General features: G+C 44.7%; 15 protein-coding genes and 2 riboswitches. Of the genes, 5 read left to right on the forward strand and 10 right to left on the reverse strand.

What is annotated here, in order from left to right; all coding sequences use genetic code 11:
* Window positions 1–55: 55 nt before the first annotated feature.
* The 4 genes from ID47_RS04405 to ID47_RS04420 form a co-directional block, all read right to left on the reverse strand.
* Window positions 56–805, reverse strand: a complete 750-nt coding sequence (locus tag ID47_RS04405) for an MlaA family lipoprotein (RefSeq protein WP_051908583.1) — start codon at window positions 803–805, stop codon at window positions 56–58.
* A 120-nt stretch (window positions 806–925) separates the two neighbouring features.
* Complete coding sequence (locus tag ID47_RS04410) at window positions 926–2,443, reverse strand: hypothetical protein (RefSeq protein ID WP_038464309.1); 1,518 nt, start codon at window positions 2,441–2,443, stop codon at window positions 926–928.
* A 71-nt stretch (window positions 2,444–2,514) separates the two neighbouring features.
* The gene (locus ID47_RS04415) at window positions 2,515–3,513 is read right to left on the reverse strand and encodes an NAD(P)H-dependent flavin oxidoreductase (protein WP_038464312.1); all 999 of its coding nucleotides are present in this window, start codon (window positions 3,511–3,513) and stop codon (window positions 2,515–2,517) included.
* Window positions 3,476–4,702, reverse strand: coding sequence for an aspartate kinase (locus ID47_RS04420; protein ID WP_038464315.1), 1,227 nt, complete (start codon window positions 4,700–4,702; stop codon window positions 3,476–3,478). The genes ID47_RS04415 and ID47_RS04420 overlap by 38 nt, the downstream gene beginning before the upstream one ends.
* Before the next feature lie 91 nt (window positions 4,703–4,793).
* Here ID47_RS04420 and ubiG point away from each other — a divergent pair, with 91 nt between their 5' ends.
* The 5 genes from ubiG to ID47_RS04445 all read left to right on the forward strand — a co-directional run bounded on the left by ubiG (window position 4,794) and on the right by ID47_RS04445 (window position 11,780).
* Window positions 4,794–5,537 (forward strand): bifunctional 2-polyprenyl-6-hydroxyphenol methylase/3-demethylubiquinol 3-O-methyltransferase UbiG, encoded by a 744-nt coding sequence (gene ubiG, locus ID47_RS04425; RefSeq protein WP_038464318.1) that lies wholly within the window; start codon window positions 4,794–4,796, stop codon window positions 5,535–5,537.
* A 162-nt stretch (window positions 5,538–5,699) separates the two neighbouring features.
* Window positions 5,700–5,888, forward strand: a riboswitch (cobalamin riboswitch).
* A 70-nt stretch (window positions 5,889–5,958) separates the two neighbouring features.
* Window positions 5,959–7,788, forward strand: a complete 1,830-nt coding sequence (locus ID47_RS04430) for a TonB-dependent receptor plug domain-containing protein (RefSeq protein ID WP_038464321.1) — start codon at window positions 5,959–5,961, stop codon at window positions 7,786–7,788.
* Window positions 7,778–8,341, forward strand: coding sequence for an energy transducer TonB (locus ID47_RS04435; protein WP_038464324.1), 564 nt, complete (start codon window positions 7,778–7,780; stop codon window positions 8,339–8,341). The genes ID47_RS04430 and ID47_RS04435 overlap by 11 nt, the downstream gene beginning before the upstream one ends.
* A 91-nt stretch (window positions 8,342–8,432) precedes the next feature.
* Window positions 8,433–8,622, forward strand: a riboswitch (cobalamin riboswitch).
* Between the two features lie 126 nt (window positions 8,623–8,748).
* Window positions 8,749–10,680 carry a ribonucleoside-diphosphate reductase subunit alpha gene (locus ID47_RS04440; protein WP_038464327.1) on the forward strand — a complete coding sequence of 644 codons (1,932 nt, stop codon included), beginning with the start codon at window positions 8,749–8,751 and terminating at the stop codon, window positions 10,678–10,680.
* Between the two features lie 11 nt (window positions 10,681–10,691).
* The gene (locus ID47_RS04445; protein WP_038464330.1) at window positions 10,692–11,780 is read left to right on the forward strand and encodes a ribonucleotide-diphosphate reductase subunit beta; all 1,089 of its coding nucleotides are present in this window, start codon (window positions 10,692–10,694) and stop codon (window positions 11,778–11,780) included.
* A 568-nt stretch (window positions 11,781–12,348) separates the two neighbouring features.
* On the opposite strand, the gene ID47_RS04450 is transcribed toward ID47_RS04445, so the two are convergent.
* From ID47_RS04450 to ID47_RS04475, 6 genes are all read right to left on the reverse strand, one after another.
* A complete protein-coding gene (locus ID47_RS04450; RefSeq protein ID WP_038464333.1) occupies window positions 12,349–12,774 on the reverse strand; it encodes a DUF7674 family protein in 426 nt (141 codons plus the stop codon).
* 1 nt (window position 12,775) lies between these two features.
* Window positions 12,776–14,863, reverse strand: coding sequence for a hypothetical protein (locus ID47_RS04455; protein WP_198022347.1), 2,088 nt, complete (start codon window positions 14,861–14,863; stop codon window positions 12,776–12,778).
* Window positions 14,790–15,047 (reverse strand): hypothetical protein, encoded by a 258-nt coding sequence (locus ID47_RS04460; protein WP_038464339.1) that lies wholly within the window; start codon window positions 15,045–15,047, stop codon window positions 14,790–14,792. Before ID47_RS04460 ends, ID47_RS04455 begins: the two co-directional genes overlap by 74 nt.
* The gene (locus ID47_RS04465; RefSeq protein WP_038464342.1) at window positions 15,028–16,245 is read right to left on the reverse strand and encodes a DUF4258 domain-containing protein; all 1,218 of its coding nucleotides are present in this window, start codon (window positions 16,243–16,245) and stop codon (window positions 15,028–15,030) included. Before ID47_RS04465 ends, ID47_RS04460 begins: the two co-directional genes overlap by 20 nt.
* 83 nt (window positions 16,246–16,328) lie before the next feature.
* Window positions 16,329–16,754, reverse strand: a complete 426-nt coding sequence (locus ID47_RS04470; protein ID WP_038464345.1) for a hypothetical protein — start codon at window positions 16,752–16,754, stop codon at window positions 16,329–16,331.
* On the reverse strand, window positions 16,751–17,962 hold the full coding sequence (locus ID47_RS04475; RefSeq protein ID WP_038464348.1) for a hypothetical protein: 1,212 nt from the start codon (window positions 17,960–17,962) through the stop codon (window positions 16,751–16,753). The genes ID47_RS04470 and ID47_RS04475 overlap by 4 nt, the downstream gene beginning before the upstream one ends.
* Between the last annotated feature and the right edge of the window lie 52 nt (window positions 17,963–18,014).

Consider the following 18,014-nt stretch of genomic DNA (forward strand, 5'->3'; position numbering starts at 1 on the left):
GAGTCTCATCAATAAAAAAACCGGACTATTTTAAGGCCGGTTTTCCTGAGTCTTATCACTTTGCAGAGTGCCGCTCTTTTCGCTTTTTTAAGCGATGTGATTGATATTGAAAGTAGGCACTGCGGAAAGTTGCATAGGGATCTGCTGCGTTGTCCACCACATCGTCAACAGATTCGAGAACTAGGTTTCTATGGTGAATCGCATCAACGCCCGCTATAGCTGTGGGGACCCAAGAATCGCCATGATGACTATCACCATTAAAGTAATAGTTGTAGGGTTGCATGAAATAATCGCCCCCCATCCCTACCACATGGCGCACGCTTGATGGCCCAAGGATCGGGATAATTAAATATGGACCAGTATTAACACCCCACACACCCAATGTTTCATTAAAGCTTGTTTCTTCTCCTGGCAACCCCAGATCAGCAGCCGCATCAAATATCCCTAAGATACCAACTGTCGTATTAATAAAAAAACGAGCTACCGCTGTTGCCGCTTGTTTTGGCTCCCCTTGCAATAAATGATTGGTCGCTGTGATTGGAGACTTAAGATTAGTCAAAACGTGCCCTGCTCCATCGCGGGCTGGCTGAGGCAAGACTAAGCGCCACGCAATTGCTAATGGCTTCATCACCAAACCATCAATGACACTGTTAACCGCATACATACCTCTGTTAAAAGGCTCTAACGGATCATTAACTTCGCCCACTGCAGTTTCTTCCTCACTATTAGAAGAACCGGATTGGCTTTCCGCAAGAATAGGACAGATAAGAATAGTCGCTAGCAGCAGCTCTCTGAAGATTTTCATAAAAATTATCTCTATTTATTACTACATATTTTTTTGTAAAACTTTATCATACAATTTGCAAGGCTCTCATAAGAAAAAAACCGATCAAAAGATCGGCTTTTTATTAAATCAAAGGCTCATTTATTCCGTTTTTGATGGAGCAGCCGGCACACCAGCTGCTATAACTCCTAATAACGCCGTTGGAATTGTTTGCTCAATAACAATGGAAGGCTTTCCGTCAATAACTTCTTCCTTACCCATACTCTTAAGTGTCGTCTTTGCTAGCTCAGAATAAGTGGGAATCTGGGCCTTCTGTTCTGGCGTAAACTTCTTCGCCATCTCAGGGTGGTCCGCTACTTTTTGGATATAAGTTTGCAAATCACGCAATAAAGCATCATAATTCTTAACTTTCACATTAATAACCATATTATCCTGGCCAACAGTGGCTTTAGCATACACCCCATAATCTGTGGTTGACACGTCCAACTTGGCCGTACCTAATTTTTTCTCAAAATTCCCCTTTGCCTCAAGATCTACAACGATTTTGCCAAGCGATACTAAATTAGGAGTAAGAGCCTGGAAAGCATCTTCCGTTAAATCGATATCCGGTTTAATGACTTTGAGACGCTGGAAGATTGCTTTGGGCAAAACAGCTTGCAATTGGGAGCTAACTTCGCCGTCGACTCGATATTTTAGCTCAGCATCAGTTTCTTCACCCTCTTGTGGTAATTTAATTTTTACTTCAGTATTCAACGACGATCCCAACATTAAATCTTCTGAGGTAGCTTCAACCGTCGATCCCATGAAGGACTTGAACAAATCTACCACATGACCTTGAGAAGCCAACATCGCTTTAAAGTCTGCAATAATTTGGCTTATATTACCATCAAAAGACACCTGCCCTTTCATATCCCGCTTAGCATCTGTAAAACCAGCTATAGGCGCATAAAAATTAGATAGATTTGGGGCATCAGGTTGCTTAGGCAATAAGGGCTGAATAAGTTTAAAAATTTCACCCATCTCTATTTTAATGCCTTTTGTATCGTAATCATATGTAACCTTTTTACCAACAGCAGACTTTTCGCTGGTGAAAAGCGAATGAGATTGATCGACAGATGCCATAGGCTGGTCGGCTCCCTTGCTTTTCAAAATATAATGCCCTGTGTAAACAGAAGTCTTATCGACATATTCTGCCATGAAATCAGTTAAACTTTTGCCTTTTAAACTGGGAATATGGGACAAATTTAGGACAGCGGCGCCTGTATCTCCCTCAACCTCCATGGCCAAAGACTTACCAGCAATTACGCTTGTAATTTCATAACTGGTGGCTGGCGTCAGCAGTGTTAGCTTATTTAAAATTGGCGTATACTGTAATTTAAGGGGAGTATTGATCTCTAACTGGATCTGGCCGAAGTTTGCTTCTGGCATCATTACTGGAATGTTTTGAAGATGGTTGACCAAATCAATGGACAGCCCATCTACGACAATTTGAAATTTATACTTATCAATGCTGACCGCCTTGGTTTTAAACATATCCGATGTTGCCAAAGACTCTTTAAAGTATTCGGCTTCAGTTGCAAATTTTTCAACGGCTAAATAATACCCGGCCGCAGCAACAACAGCACAGACTCCAACAGCCGATAACAAAATTTTTTTCATGGGGTTCCTTTCTGAGAGTATGAGAGTATAAGCACAGTGTACCTATAAAGGTATCCAAAATTACCAACAAATCAACCGCGCGATAAAAATGTAGCAGCTTGCGCGACTAATTCACTCAGGATACCTTGTGTTGATTGCTCTTCCTTAACCATTCCGACACTCTGACCTGCCATAACAGATCCATTCTCTACATCGCCTTCCACAACAGCTCGGCGGAGAGCGCCTCCCCAGAAATGCTCGACTTCAAGCTGAGCATCTTTAAGGTCGATACTCCCCTGATCCAGCTTAACAATCATATCGCGTTGAAATTCTGCGAACTTGATAGAGGCGGCATTCTGTAAGGCACGCACAGGAATAACGGGCAAGCGTGAATCAAGTTGAACGGAGGCTATGGCGTCGCGAGCACTCGCTCGCAAAAAGGCTTTCTTGAAAGCGGGGTGAGCTTGGCATTCTGTCGCACAGACAAACCGTGTGCCCAACTGTACACCGGAAGCGCCCATCAATAAATAATTAGCAATTGTCTCCCCACGGCCAATACCACCAGCGACAAACACGGGCACCTCAGTAATATGGGGCAAAATCTCTTGAGTCAAAACACTGGTGGAGACCGGACCGATATGACCGCCCGCTTCATTACCTTCAATGACGAGAGCATCCACCCCTAAACGGATCAACTTTTTGGCCAAAGTCAATGTGGGGGCAAAGCACATCAACTTAATATTGGCCGCCTTAATTTTAGCAATAGCATCAGCGGGTGGTAAGCCTCCAGCCAGAACAATATGGCTAACCTTATTATTAACACAAACATCAATCAATTCCATCAGTTGTGGGTGCATTGTGATGAGATTGACACCAAAAGGTTTGGACGTTAAGGATTGAGTCGCTTTAATTTCGTGATCCAAAAGATCAACGGGCATTGCCCCACAGGCGATAACACCAAAGCCACCAGCATTAGAAATTGCAGAAACAAGATGGCGTTCCGAAACCCAGCTCATGGCGCCACCAAGAATTGCAGCTTCTGTCCCTAAAAAGTCACAGCCCCGCTGCCATAGTTTTTGGAGAGTTGTCATTGATTTGATCCAGATTAAAATGATAATGTAAATAACGCACCAGCTCACAAGCTTGAGCTTCATGAACTCCGATGCTAAACTTTTGTGTTGTTAGCGTAGCAAGATAAGTTGAAAAGTCAAGGTTTTTCATAGCTTGCAACAGTTTTTGGCTATATCCGTTTTCTGTAATAAGCCCCCGCCCCACAAGAGTTACCTTAGCAAGATCCGATATCACAGAAATTTGTGATTCTGAGGCAATCTTATGCTCCTCTAAGACCATCAGCACCCAGGTCAAATGCCCATGAGGAATAAACAAGTCAATATGGCCACCCTGGATCATATTCATGACCATCATTTCATGAGGGATGTCAGCCTTTCCTAAAAGGGACCGAACTTTCTTAATATTGGTTGATAGTTTATCACCCACACCTACAGTTAGTTTAAGCCACCCCGTGCTGTGGGTAACCCCACTGATGCCGACCTCGACCAACTGAGCCGAACTCGTAACCATCGTTCCCGGTTTATCCTCAAAGCTAGAGAGAACCTGAACGGGTACATCTGACATCATCGCCTTCCCAACGGATCGCGGATGTAAAACCTTTGCGCCTTGCGCGGCTAATTCTAGCATCTCAGCATAGGATATTTCATCCAGCTTACGAGCAAAGGGCACTATACGCGGATCCGCCGTATAAACGCCATCCACATCCGTATAAATATCACAGCGATCGGCCTTAACGGCAGCAGCAATCGCCACAGCTGTTGTATCGGATCCGCCACGCCCTAGAGTTGTAATACGATGGTGTGAGTTTACACCTTGAAACCCGGCAACAATGGGAACAATTCCTTCTTTCCAGCAAACTTCAAGGGATTGGGTCTCAATGGATTGTATAGTCGCCCGTCCGTGGCAGTTATCAGTCTTGATCGGAATCTGCCATCCCATAAACGATTGGGCAGGAACGCCGATTTGCTGTAAAGCCAAGGCTAATAAGGCGGTGGTAATTTGTTCCCCCGTAGAGACGACCGCATCATATTCGGGCAGCGATTCAACACCCCCCAAGGCTTTAGCATAACCCACTAACTGATTTGTTACACCCGCCATAGCTGAAACCACCACGGCAACTTGATGCCCCGCTTCCACTTGCCGGCGTACTTTTAGGGCGACATGTTCCAACCGACCAATATCAGCAACAGATGTTCCGCCAAACTTCATAATGATACGCAACGCCAGGGACTCTCTTTAATCTTATCAACTATTATGTCATACTGCATTCTATACACGATCCTGGGTAATACATGCAAATATGTCAGATTTTAAAATAAACACACTTGATCCGGCAGAAATTGCTCGATTTTCAAAAATCAGCAGCCAATGGTGGGATGAAAATGGTCCCTTTAAGCCCCTCCATCATCTTAACCCTACTCGGCTTGACTATATTACCAAACAGCTTTCCCAGCACTATTTTAAAAATACGGACAAATCCTTGAACTTTCAAGGACTATCCATTCTCGACATTGGATGTGGGGGCGGGCTAATTACAGAACCCCTGACACGCCTTGGCGCCACCGTCACAGGAATTGATGCCAGCGAAAAAACCATTGAGATTGCCAAGGCGCATGCAGCCTTAATGAATCTGGGCATTCAGTACACCTGTACAACAGCAGAAGACCTCGCGACAACGCAGCAACAATACGATGCGGTTTTAGCTTTAGAAATCATTGAGCACGTCGCTGATGTCAGTGGTTTTATTAAAACCTGTCAGCAGCTTGTTAAACCGGGCGGGCTCGTTATTTTCTCAACCATCAACCGGACCCTTAAATCTTATGCCATCGCCATTGTCGGCGCAGAATATGTGATGCGCTGGTTACCGGTAGGGACTCATGACTGGAAAAAGTTCTTAACACCCAGCGAGCTTGGCACACGCATCAGAGAATCAAGCCTCACAATCCAAGATATTACCGGTATGTCCTTCAACCCTCTTAACTGGTCGTGGCGTCTATCACGTGATTTAGATGTGAATTACTTTATCACAAGCGTTAAAAAATAAGAGTATTTTTATAGAGTCTTTTTTTGAGGCCGTTCTTATCCCCTTCCTTTCCCGGCCTTGATCCCCAATCAAGTTGAGGACAGGGCTGGGAGCTCGAGCTTACAAATGAAATTGACACATTTAGACGGGCACGGCATAGTATTGGTATGTTTAGTCTCCCCTTATACTGGGGAAATCAATCGTCTTCGTAAAAAGATGTTCGATAGGGAACGCGGTGTGAGTCCGCGACTGTCCTCGCAACTGTAAGTGCTGAGCTAATTTCCATTATGTCACTGGAACCTATATTCTGGGAAGACGGGAAAAGGCGAAGACGCACAAAGTCAGGAAACCTGCTAAACAATTACCACGTTTTCATGGGCGAGTGCACCTGATGAAGCCAAATCCGGTTGTGGTGAGGATGATATCACAAACGGAGAATTCCTTGATTTACCGCCCCCTATTTTTTACTTTTCTGATAGCATCCGCGATGGCGACTCCTACAACGCCAATTGTGGTAACCGCCAAACGTCATGAGTCTTTTCGACTACCTCCCTCAACCAAAACGACAACATTCACCCAAGAAAAAATAAAAAAGAATCAATACACGCAAGTGACAGAAGTTATCAACGCCACGCCGGGTTATACGGTTATCCAATCAGGGGGCATCGGTCAACAAAGCTCAATTTTCGTGCGAGGGACCAATTCAAACCATGTTCAGGTTCGTCTGGATGGAATGCGGATCAATTTGCCGGAAGCATCGAATGGCACGGTTGATGCTGCTTTACTGACAACCCAAAACCTTAACATGATTACATTGCTGCGCGGTGGTCAAAGTAGCCTTTATGGTGCGGATGCCATTGGCGGGGTCATTCTTTTAACAACTCCCAAGGGAACCGGAAACTTTGAAGAAACCCTCCGGCTTGAAACGGGTAGTCAAAAAACCATCAATGCTTATGGACATTTAGCGGGGGGATTTAAAAATTCTGGCCTTTATTTAGGCGTCTCGCGATTTGCAACAGGCGGCATTCATCAAACTCCGCCAGAATATCGACAAGCGACGGGGCATTATCCCCGACTGCCTTATCGTCAAGGCAGCTATGCGGCTCGGTTTGACCATCGGTTTAATGACGCTATTGATGTGAGTTGGATTAGCCGTTTATCATCAGCGAGCTTATCCTATCAGCTAAGAGAAAAAGCCGTCCCTCAACAGCGTCAGCAAGCTTTGCAACGCCTTCTCTTGACCGTAAAGCCCACCTCATTTTGGCAGCATCAACTCGGGTTTGGTTATTTAACAACCGATCAAAGTAATGCACGCCATGATCCCGCCTTTACAAAAACCCACGGACAACGCCAGCAGTTTGATTGGGCTCAAACGTTTGAGAATTCTAAAGCAGGCTCAGTATCGATTACCGCCGAAACCAGCAAAGATTCAGCCCGCCATCATGATAATCTCCTAACGGCATCCTTTGACCAAGCATCCCATGCTTTGGGCGCTCTGTGGCAAAAGAAATGGCACTGGATTGGCATTGATATCAGCGCTCGTCATGATAAAATATCACGGTTTCATCACGGTAATACCCATCGCCAAGGAATTATAATTACCCCCTTTAAGTCCACAAAACTCTTAGCAAGCCATAGCACAAGCTTTAAAACCCCAACCTTATATCAACTTTATGCTAAAACACCTTATTTTGTGGGTAATCCGAAACTGAAACCTGAAAAAGCCCATCAATGGGAAGCTGGGTTTGAACAACGACTTGGAGGGCAATTCTTATGGGAAGAAACCTATTTTATCAATCACCTAAAGGGCCTTATTGATGCAACGCCTGATTGGAAATCAATCACGAATATAGGGCGGGCACGCACCAGTGGATTAGAATCAATTTTAACCTGGCTCGGCATAAAAGGATGGTCTGCAGACATTAACCATACATATACAAAAGCCAAGAATCTTGTAACCAGTCAGCGGTTGTTACGGCGTCCGTTAAGCAAGCTATCGGGACGCGTTTATTATAGCCACGATAATTGGCTGTGGACGATGGAAGTTTCTCATACAGGTCGACGCCATGATGTTCATCCCCTTACTTATAAACCTATTATGGCAAAACCCTATACGCTCGTGAATTTTAAGACCCAGAAAAAATTTTCTGATTCATTGACTATTTTTGGTCGCATCGAAAATTTGTTTAACCGTAAGATTCAGGAACCAGTCGGTTTTCGTAAGGCAGGGATTAGTATTTTTATTGGACTGGAGAAAACCATTGGCGACTAACCGTTTCATCGGAGGATATACAAGCTCTATTTTAATATCCGGGATCGTCCATGCTATCCCTTTTACCCTCATGACGATCAGTGATGATCACCCTTCCTCAATATCCGCAACACCCCTCACCATCGAGGTTGACTGGCAACAGTCCTCTGCCCTCCAATTACCACTTCAGCCCCCAAAAAGGTCTGCCGTGGCTAACTCAAAAGAATCTGAGAGTCCTCCTTCTAACAATCCCCCTAAAAGACAAACGGATATCCAGCTGTCATCCTCCTCCTCAACACCTTTTACTCCTGTAGAAAAAGGGGAGAATTTAACCTTTACTAACCATAAGCCACTCTATCCAGAGGAAGCGCGCCTCTTGGGAATAGAGGGAACTGTTATGCTTAAGTTCACCCTTTGTCCTGATGGAAAAATCCAAGATGTTCAAGCCTTAGACCCTAGGGCTCATCCTATTTTAGAACAGGCCGCCCTTGAGCAAGTCAAAGGCTGGAGATTCCATGCTTCACCTTCAAACCACTCTATAACAGTACCGATTAAGTTCGAACTCGAAGAATAAAGAGGAAATACTTTGTAGACGCCCCGACAGTAAAACATCCAGATAAAAAATATCTATTTTTTAATTTGATTAAAAAATTTTCACCCCCTAAACTGATAAATGAATCGATGGTGCGTTGCTAACTCAACGCTTAAAATAGGAATCCGGTCCCAAGCCGGAGCTGCCCCCGCAACTGTAGGTGGTAAGTCATAGGATCAGCGCGTCACTGGTTAAAACCGGGAAGACGATCTTAATGATGATGACCCACAAGCCAGGAGACTTGCCGTCGGGATTCAACACATATCTCTGTCGAAAGAGATATAGTGAATGCTAAACATCGGGCGGGGTGCACCGGTTGAAAGCCAGAGGCTGTACCATCATTTCCTCTACTTTCCCCTATACCTAGCCCTTATGAATATGAGGGTATTATGCAAGCAAAACCACAAACGCTATCTTATGACTTTGATCAATTTGGACATTTAGTCCCTTTTATACCAAATCCCACCACCATCCCTTTCCCGCAAACTTTCGAAGAAAGGGAACTGTATCGTAAAAAAGCCAGCCCCTCTCAAGCACAGAAAATAAAAATCTCTGTGCTTACGCTTGATCCATCTCGCGACACCCTGCTCACGGATTTTGGTAAAGCTACGCTCGACGACCGCTATCTTCTCGAAGGCGAGACCTATCAACAACTGTTTGCCCGTGTTGCCTGTGCGTATGCCGATGACCGCCATCATGCTCAACGGCTGTACAATTATGTTTCGCGGCTCTGGTTTATGCCAGCAACGCCCATCCTGTCTAATGGTGGCGCCAATCGGGGATTGCCCATCTCTTGCTTTTTGAACGCCATTCAAGACGACCTTCCCGCCATTGTGGACAAATGGGTGGAAAATGTATTTCTAGCCTCCAATGGCGGCGGTGTTGGCACTTATTGGGGTGGCATTCGGGGGTTAGGAGAACCAGTGGGCCGCGCCGGGAAATCATCCGGGATTATTCCTTTCATTCGGGTGATGGACTCGTTAACCCTCGCCATTAGTCAAGGATCCTTACGCCGCGGATCCGCCGCCGTTTACCTGGATATCCATCATCCGGAGATAGAAGAATTCTTAGAAATCCGCAAACCATCGGGTGATTTCAATCGTAAAAGCCTCAATTTGCATCACGGCATTAATATCACGGACGCGTTTATGCACGCTGTCATCAATGATAGTGACTTTGATCTTTTAAGCCCTAAGACCAAAAAACCAATCAAAATGGTGAATGCACGTCTCTTATTCCAAAAGATATTGGAGACACGGCTGCAAACTGGCGAGCCTTACATTATTTTTACGGATACGGCCAATAAATTCCTGGCAAAACACCTCAAAAAACTTGGTCTGTCCGTCAGAATGTCAAATTTATGTAGTGAGATCCTCTTACCAACGGGCATCGATCACTTGGGCAACGACCGAACAGCGGTATGCTGCTTATCATCTTTAAACGCAGAAAAATGGGATGAATGGCATGACCACCCTCTGATTATCGAAGACATTTTAAGATTCTTGGATAATGTCCTGCAGAACTTTATTGAAACAGCGCCTGACTCCATGCAGTCAGCTAAATATTCAGCCATGCGGGAACGCTCAGTCGGATTGGGCTTAATGGGTTTTCATTCTTTACTACAAGCCAAAGGAATTCCGTTTGAAAGTGCGATTGCCAAATCCTGGAATAGGCGCCTCTTTAAGCATATCAAGAAAGCAGCCGATGCAGCGTCGGTCAAGCTAGCTGAAGAACGGGGCGCTTGTCCAGATGCCGCCGAGTGTGGCTTTAAAACCCGCTTCAGCCATAAGATTGCCATTGCCCCAACAGCCTCTATCAGCATCATTTGTGGCGGTACCAGCGCCTGTATCGAGCCGATCCCCGCTAACATTTACAATCACAAAACCCTGTCGGGTAATTTTGTAGTCAGGAATAAATATCTAGAAGACTTGTTGAAAGCTAAGAATCTTAATACAGAGGCCGTTTGGCAATCCATTATTGAAAAAGAAGGATCGGTACAGCATCTGGAGAGATTGACGCCCGATGAAAAAAGTATCTTTAAAACAGCCTTTGAAATTGACCAACGCTGGATTATTGAATTCGCTGGCGACAGATCTCCTTATATCTGCCAAGGCCAATCCTTAAATCTATTTTTGAAATCTGACATCGACAAGTGGGATCTTTTAATGCTGCATTGGACCGCCTGGGAAAAAGGTGTTAAAAGCCTTTATTATTGCCGCTCAAAATCTCTACAACGCGCAGAATTTGCTGGATCACAACAAAAAACCATCCATCAGCAAAGCCAAACGACAGATTACGAAGAATGCCTTGCTTGCCAATAGGAATACCCCTTATGAAAAAAGATTTTAGCCATATTGACCCCCGAGCTTTGATTAACGCAGGAAAAATAGGACTTCTCGATAGCACCGGAACCTATGACATTAACCGATATTCTTGGGCCTATCAAGCCTGGAAAAAGCAACAACAAATCCATTGGTTGGGAGAAGAAATTCCCCTCAGCGAAGATTTAAAAGACTGGACTTCAGACCGTCTAACGCCGGAAGAGCGGAACTTGTTGACCCAAATTTTTCGCTTCTTTACGCAGTCCGATATTGAAGTGAGCGACAACTACTTCAAGCGTTACATACCTATTTTCCAACCCTTGGAAATTCAGATGATGATGGCGGCGTTCACCAATATGGAAACCGTTCACATTGATGCCTATGCGTTGTTGTTGAAAACCTTAGGTATGCCGCAAACAGAGTTTTCTGCTTTCCGAGACTATACAGCCATGACAGCTAAGGCTGACTATATGCAAAGCTTTGGTACTAAAACGTGTGCAGATGTCGCCCGCACGCTAGCGATGTTTGGTGCCTTCACCGAAGGGTTATCCCTTTTTGCCAGTTTTGCCATGTTAATGAATTTTCCGCGATTCAATAAAATGAAGGGAATGGGCCAGGTAGTTTCATGGTCTGTGCGGGATGAAAGCTTGCACTGCGAAAGCATGATCAAGCTGTATCATGAATGGGCCAAGGAAACAGGCTCAGTCACTCAATCGGTCAAAGATGATATTACGGATGTGGCCCAAACCATTATTCAGCTCGAGGATAAATTCATTGAGCTTGCATTTTCTTTGGGAGATGTGGACGGCATGGCTATGACGGATATGAAAAACTATATTCGGTATATATGCGACTGGCGGTTGGTACAGCTACAACTCCCCCCTCTGTTTGGCTATTTCGAGCACGCAGGAACAGGACACAAGCAACTCAAGGGCCACCCCCTCCCCTGGCTACCATTGGTGCTTAATGGCGTAGAACATGCCAACTTTTTTGAAAACCGAGCCACAGAATATTCTAAAGCGGCAACCCAAGGAGAATGGCATGGCGATGGGGGAAGCTGGGCTCGGTTTGAGAAATATAAGGGACGGTCGATGGAGTAGACTTTGAGCGGCGGAAATCTCTTTCCCGGCCGTTCTTATCCTCCTTCTTTTCCCGGTCGAAGAACCAGGAAGATCAATCTCTTTCTTATTCGTCGAGATGGTGGTGCAAGGCCGAGCGACTTGGTATGTGTGCTTGCTTTCTAAGCGGCGGGCTTTAGCAAAGCCACTCAGTTTATTAAACCGTCGTTTCTTCTTAATTTCTTGGCGTTGGTACCAATCATAGACAGGTTCCTGCGCATAGCTACCACTCGCGCCTAAGAAGATTTTGTCCGTGCCGGTCGTGAGCATGCCGATATCTAAGGCGACGCCTTCGGAATAGACAGAAATCTCACCGTCTTGGATTGAGGGGGCTTGGACTGTCGCGAGGAAGTCATTGTACTTATCGCCCGTCAGTAACAGGTTATAGTGGTTGAGACCCCCGCGCTGTTCGGCGTTAAGACCGACCCCACCCTGCTCACCATACACCGTATGCAAGAGGGTGAGCGGTTCGCAATGGGCATATTTTACTTTTAAATGAGGAAAGGTATTGCGGGCAGTCTAGGGCCCTGCCCCGATAAAGATGGGATCTTTAGTCCTCTTCTTTTTCCCATGTTATGGGGTTAAAACCAAACATAGAAGCCCCTATTTCTCTAGCCATTTCTAAAGATTTTGAACCTAAATATTTTTCTATATCTCTTGTTGGCTTTAGTTTTGCCAATAAAGGCTCAATAAAACTGACATCTACTACACAACGGGTCTCAATATCTTCATGATTTGCCAATTCCTCTATAAGCTCAAAGGCTTTCTTTATTTCAGCTTTATTCTTCAGAGAATCTTCAGAAATTAAGCTAAAAACGTAATCAAAAAAGACGTCTTCATATATTGTATGTGCCGTTAATTCTGGATCTCCCAGAGTTTCATGAATGATTTTTTTGTACCTATCATCCTTAAACAGTTTAGGAAAAGTAGCAAAAAGCTTATCATTGCAATACTTAGAAAAATCAAACCTACTCAATTTATTGTCCTCCTGCCATCTTTATCGCTTCTCTTAAATCCTTTATTACAGCCTCTGCTGCAGTTCGATCAACTCTTGAAATATTAGAATTAGGATTACTTAAAATTCGCGTTAAGTGTCTTATTCTATCCTGGCATTTAACAAGATGTTTAGGATATTGTCCACTAATGATTTCCTTCCTTAATGCCTCAGCAGATCCACCAGGATACTTATTCCCAGGCCGATATAACTCATTGGCAACTTTTTGAAGTTCCTTATTCTCAAAGTTGGGCTTATTAGGGATCCAATCTTTATCTTTAGCCTTATCATTGTGCCACCTATCTTTATCATTTTTCTTCCATTTATCGCCTTCATGATCATCTGGTTCCCAATCTGGTGGCGGAAGGGATGAGCTTGAAGAAGTATTATTTACTCGGGAAGTAGGCTTCGCTCCCCCACTATTGCTCGCTTGCTTAATAAAGATATCTGACTGGGGACCAGAGGCAGATCTCTCTAAAGAAACGGAGGTTTCTACTTGTACTTGCGTATACGCTTCCACAACCCTAGAATCATGCTCGGTTAGTTTCTCTTTACCCTTGTCTGTCCTGGGGTTATAGATACCAGGAATAGGGACATCGCCGGTCGGATAAGCATGAGCATTTTGGCTCATCCAGTTTTGACTGCGAGAGGCTTGGATATCACTATAACCTTGCCTTAAGTCTTCTCGGTAAGCTGCGGCTCGATCGGCAGAGGCTCTTTGGGTTTCTTTGTAATACTCGTAAACCCGATGAACACCATACCCAACACTCCCCGCAACAACAGCTCCCCCTCCAAATATTGGGTTTTTAGGGGCTCGCGCCATTCCTCTCCCCATCGCACTTCCCAGGGTTGCTTCACCACTCCCGATGGCAGCTGCTCGAACAGCCATAGTCCCAGACAGGCTTGCTTGGGGGGCTAAGACGCGGGAAGTTGCTAAAGTGCTAGCCCCCATCATCGCCATAGTCTGGAGCGATTCATTCGAGCTTTCACTCATTCCACCCAGAATAGGGTGCGTATATCGAGTTAACGTTTCTTTAGCACGCTCAACCACACTCGCACGGTTGAGTTCTTTCACCTCGATGAGTTGATACCTCTCAATCAACTGATTCCGGCTACTGAAAGAAGTTTCATACTGATGAATAAGGCCACGTACCTTATCAGCCATGCCTTGCAACTCTTGACTCGTGGCAACACGCTTGTCTCGACTTGCCACATCAAACAGTAAACTAGAGACATCCTCCGTCACAATGGCTGGATTGCCGCTCTCCCCTTGGTAACGACCTTGCTGTAACCGCTTATGCTCAGCCTTTAACTCTTTCCAGTCTTGCAGAGCTTTTTCCAACTCTGCTTCTGCTTGGACACACGTTGCTTCGTCTTCTTCTGCTTGTTTGTACTGTTCAAAAAAGTCGGCAGTGGCCGTGTCAGAAATGATCGATAATCCTGTTAAGACATGTGCACTATTATAAGTCAATGCATTCCGGGCAGCCAGTTGTGCTGCTTCAATATCCCCACCAATGGCTTGGGCGGTAATTACCGCTGCTATTTCGCCACACGCCTTGAGGTTTTTGAGTTCCTCTGCCAGCAAGGTTTGATGACCTTTTGTATAAGCTTGAGTCCCGGGAGTGAGACCGTCCTTTGCCAGGCGGTTCTCAATCCGCTTTAAGGCTGATGGCATCATGGCTTCGGCCAGCATTTCTGCAGAAGCAGCCCCAATGGCACCGCCTTTGGCGGCCTTTTTAACCTCTTTACGATTGCCGCCGCTCAGTTTTGCATTGGCGGCTCGCGTTGCCGCGCCTAACGCTGCATGAGAGACCTTGTGCGACAGATAGTTATAAAGATCAATCTTGCCAGTCCTTAGATCTTGCTCAATTTCTACTTTCCGACCCGCGCCAATCTGGCTCGCCCCAAACTGAGCCGCTGTATCCGTCACCAGATTAATCCCAGCCTCTTTAAGCTGATCACGCCAATTGCCGTAGACAAGGCCGCGCGCAGCACCATTATAAATGTAAAATTCTTTTAGCGATCTGTTGGTTCTCTTTTGAACGAGGCGGTAATAGCATGTACTCTTCACAAGAATCAAGAAATTTTGCTAAATTATCTTCGTTAATACCTTCAAGCAATAACTGATCGATTTGTAAGGCGTAAGAAAGATATTCATCATTGCCTGCTCCTAACTCGGAAATGCCAATGGGGTCCCACTCTTTAAAAAGTAATTCATTTATATTCTTAACTTTATCACTTATTTGGACTGACATTTGGTTTTCCTCTCACTACGGTAACTACTTTACCCTTTAAATTTGTTATCACATAAAATTCATTTGCTTTATCATAAAAACCATTTAATGAATTTTTTGCTTCAAACTTTTTCCCTGTTTTTATCGCATTTTCCACAACAGAAGGAGGGATTCCTCTATTCTGCATTTGATCAAGGGCATGCCCTGAGAACATTCTACCCTTAATACTCGTCTCAACATTTCGGCTTCGTTGATAAACAGCATTTTTAAACTCTGTTCCTTTCTTTCCCATAAAGCCTGTATGGCCAACTTTAGTAAGATTAATAAACTTCTCAGCAGATATCCGATTTACTGAGGAGCGCAGATGTGATTTAGCAATAAAAGATGCCTTGTGGCTCATAGTTGCCAAATCCAACCCACTTAACATACTCTTGCTAGCAGGCTTGCCCCTTGTCATGCCGACAACAGCCAGACCGGTTAAAGCACTACTGCCCATTGCTTCGGCTAAATAGCGGTTACGGTTGCTTTCCAACTGATCTCGGCCAATGCTTTGAGCATAGTCCGCAAACTCACTCAATTTCGAGTGAATATGGGGAGCGCTTGCGTCAATTACTTTATCGGCAACCACAGCTGAAGTATATCCTGTGGCCATACCAATCACTGCTCCCGGAACAGCACCAATTCCACCCGCCATACTTCCTAAGGCCATTCCTTCCAAACCTCCGACCAGCATAGCCATGGCATAACTGGCAGCACTCGTTACTTGTGGTACATGCGCCGTTGCTTGAGACAAATATCCTTTCACACTCTCAAGTTTTTCGGCCATATGCGGATATTGCTGCGCATAACTATCGACTGACTGCCCCACACACTTAATTTTATTGGCAAATCCTTTATACAGGTCGGCCAAATCTCCGATTCTATCCAGGGTCGTTTGCATGGATTGGACAAACGGCGTTCGCTTTGATTGAGTCGAGACATGCAGGAATAAGGATGATACATCTTCGGCCACACTTAAGTCTCCCGCTAAATTGCTGTTATAGCGAGCCTTTTCCCGCAGTTCTAACCGCTCCCGAATCTTTTCAAGCTCTGCATAAGCGCCTTCAAGTTCTTGCTCAAGACGCACCATTTCCTGTTTGGCTTGCTCTGCTTCTTCGAGTTGTTTGGTCAGCTCATCTTTAAGTGCTAGACTAGGCAGCTCTTGAATAGTGGTAAACACCAAGGCAAAGTTATAGTAGAAAAAAATCCCCGCGCTTTGGCGGAGATAAAGTAATATGAATCTACCATTGGAACAGCAAGTAGTTATTCGAGACAAGCTTTTTTCTTCGCTAGGCGTTTTTCTAAAACTTCTTTCGCATCTTCTGCACAGACATCCCATTCATCATGAGTAAGTCTTTCTAAAATATCTAAAGGTGTATGCCGGTTAAATACTAATCGATGTCGAACACTTTCATCTGGATCACAAACAAACTTTTCAAAAAGTCCTCGCGTCAGATTGGGTTTTTCAGCGATTCGGACGCGTATATCAACATCTTCATCATCCGCCAAATAAATAATCATATTGAGAGAGATAGAAGTATTACCAGCAATATATTCTTTCATATCCAGATCTTTTTTAATCACTGCATGACAGACTTCATCAGGAATAAATTCGTCATTAGCACGATTATATTCTTCTGGTATTCTACTTTTTCTTAATCTAATAAATTCTTCAGCACTTTTTATCATTTTCCACCAACTCCATTTAATTCTTTCTTAGGTATGAATTTTCCTACATCGCTTTTATGTTTTTCCATTTCTTTCCCATTCTTATCTATATCTTTTAACCATTCAAGGCCTCGACTTGTTTCTTTATATACCTTCCAGCTTGAACCCCCATGTTTAGCTTGGTCCTTGGTATAAAAATAACCATCTTCCTTATTCTTATAAAACTTCCCAAATCGGTCATGCTTATAAGTTTTAGAGATATCTTCCTTTGAGAAACTAAATTCTTTTTGTTTATCACTCGTGAAAATTGTTACTTGTGGCCCATTATATATGTCAAACCCTTCGAGGGTGATCCCTATGGTCGGAGGGATATTGTCATAACCTTCGAGGTACCCTTTTAAGATCTCTGACTGGTCAAATCCTTCTAAAATCGGTTTTGATGGTTCCGGAAGCGGAGTAGAGAGAATTTGCACCCTACCCGTATGAGTATCAAAGCCTCGGTCAACCCAGCGTGCATTAGCGGCATGGGCATCAAAGGTACTGATATCATGATCTGTCAGCTTCTCTTTACCCTTGTCTGTCCTTGGATTATAGAGACCAGGGATAGGGACATCGCCGGTCGGATAAGCATGAGCATTTTGGCTCATCCAGTTTTGACTGCGAGAGGCTTGGATATCACTATAACCTTGCCTTAAGTCTTCACGGTAAGCGGTGGCTTGATCGGCAGACGCTCTTTGGGTTTCTTTGTAATACTCGTAAACCCGATGAACACCATACCCAACACTCCCCGCAACAACAGCTCCCCCTCCAAATATTGGGTTTTTAGGGGCTCGCGCCATTCCTCTCCCCATCGCACTTCCCAGGGTTGCTTCACCACCCCCGATGGCAGCTGCTCGAACAGCCATAGTCCCAGACAGGCTTGCTTGGGAGGCTAAGACGCGGGAAGTTGCTAAAGTGCTAGCCCCCATCATCGCCATAGTCTGGAGCGATTCATTCGAGCTTTCACTCATTCCAACTAAGACAGGTTGAGTATATTTGGCTAAAGTTTCTTTGGCTTGGTCCACGATACTCGCCCGGCTGAGTTCTTTCATATTGATGAGGGGATATCTTTCAATCAACTCAGTGCGGTTACTAAAGGAACTTTCATACTGATTAATAAGGCCGCGCACCTTATCACCCATGGCTTGAAGACCTTGGGTCGTCGCCACACGCTTATCGCGACTGGCCACATCAAATAATAAAGCCGATACATCGTTGGTAACGCTCGCTGTCGTTCCTTTT

It is taken from the genome of Candidatus Paracaedibacter acanthamoebae, from assembly GCF_000742835.1.
GTDB lineage: Bacteria > Pseudomonadota > Alphaproteobacteria > Paracaedibacterales > Paracaedibacteraceae > Paracaedibacter > Paracaedibacter acanthamoebae.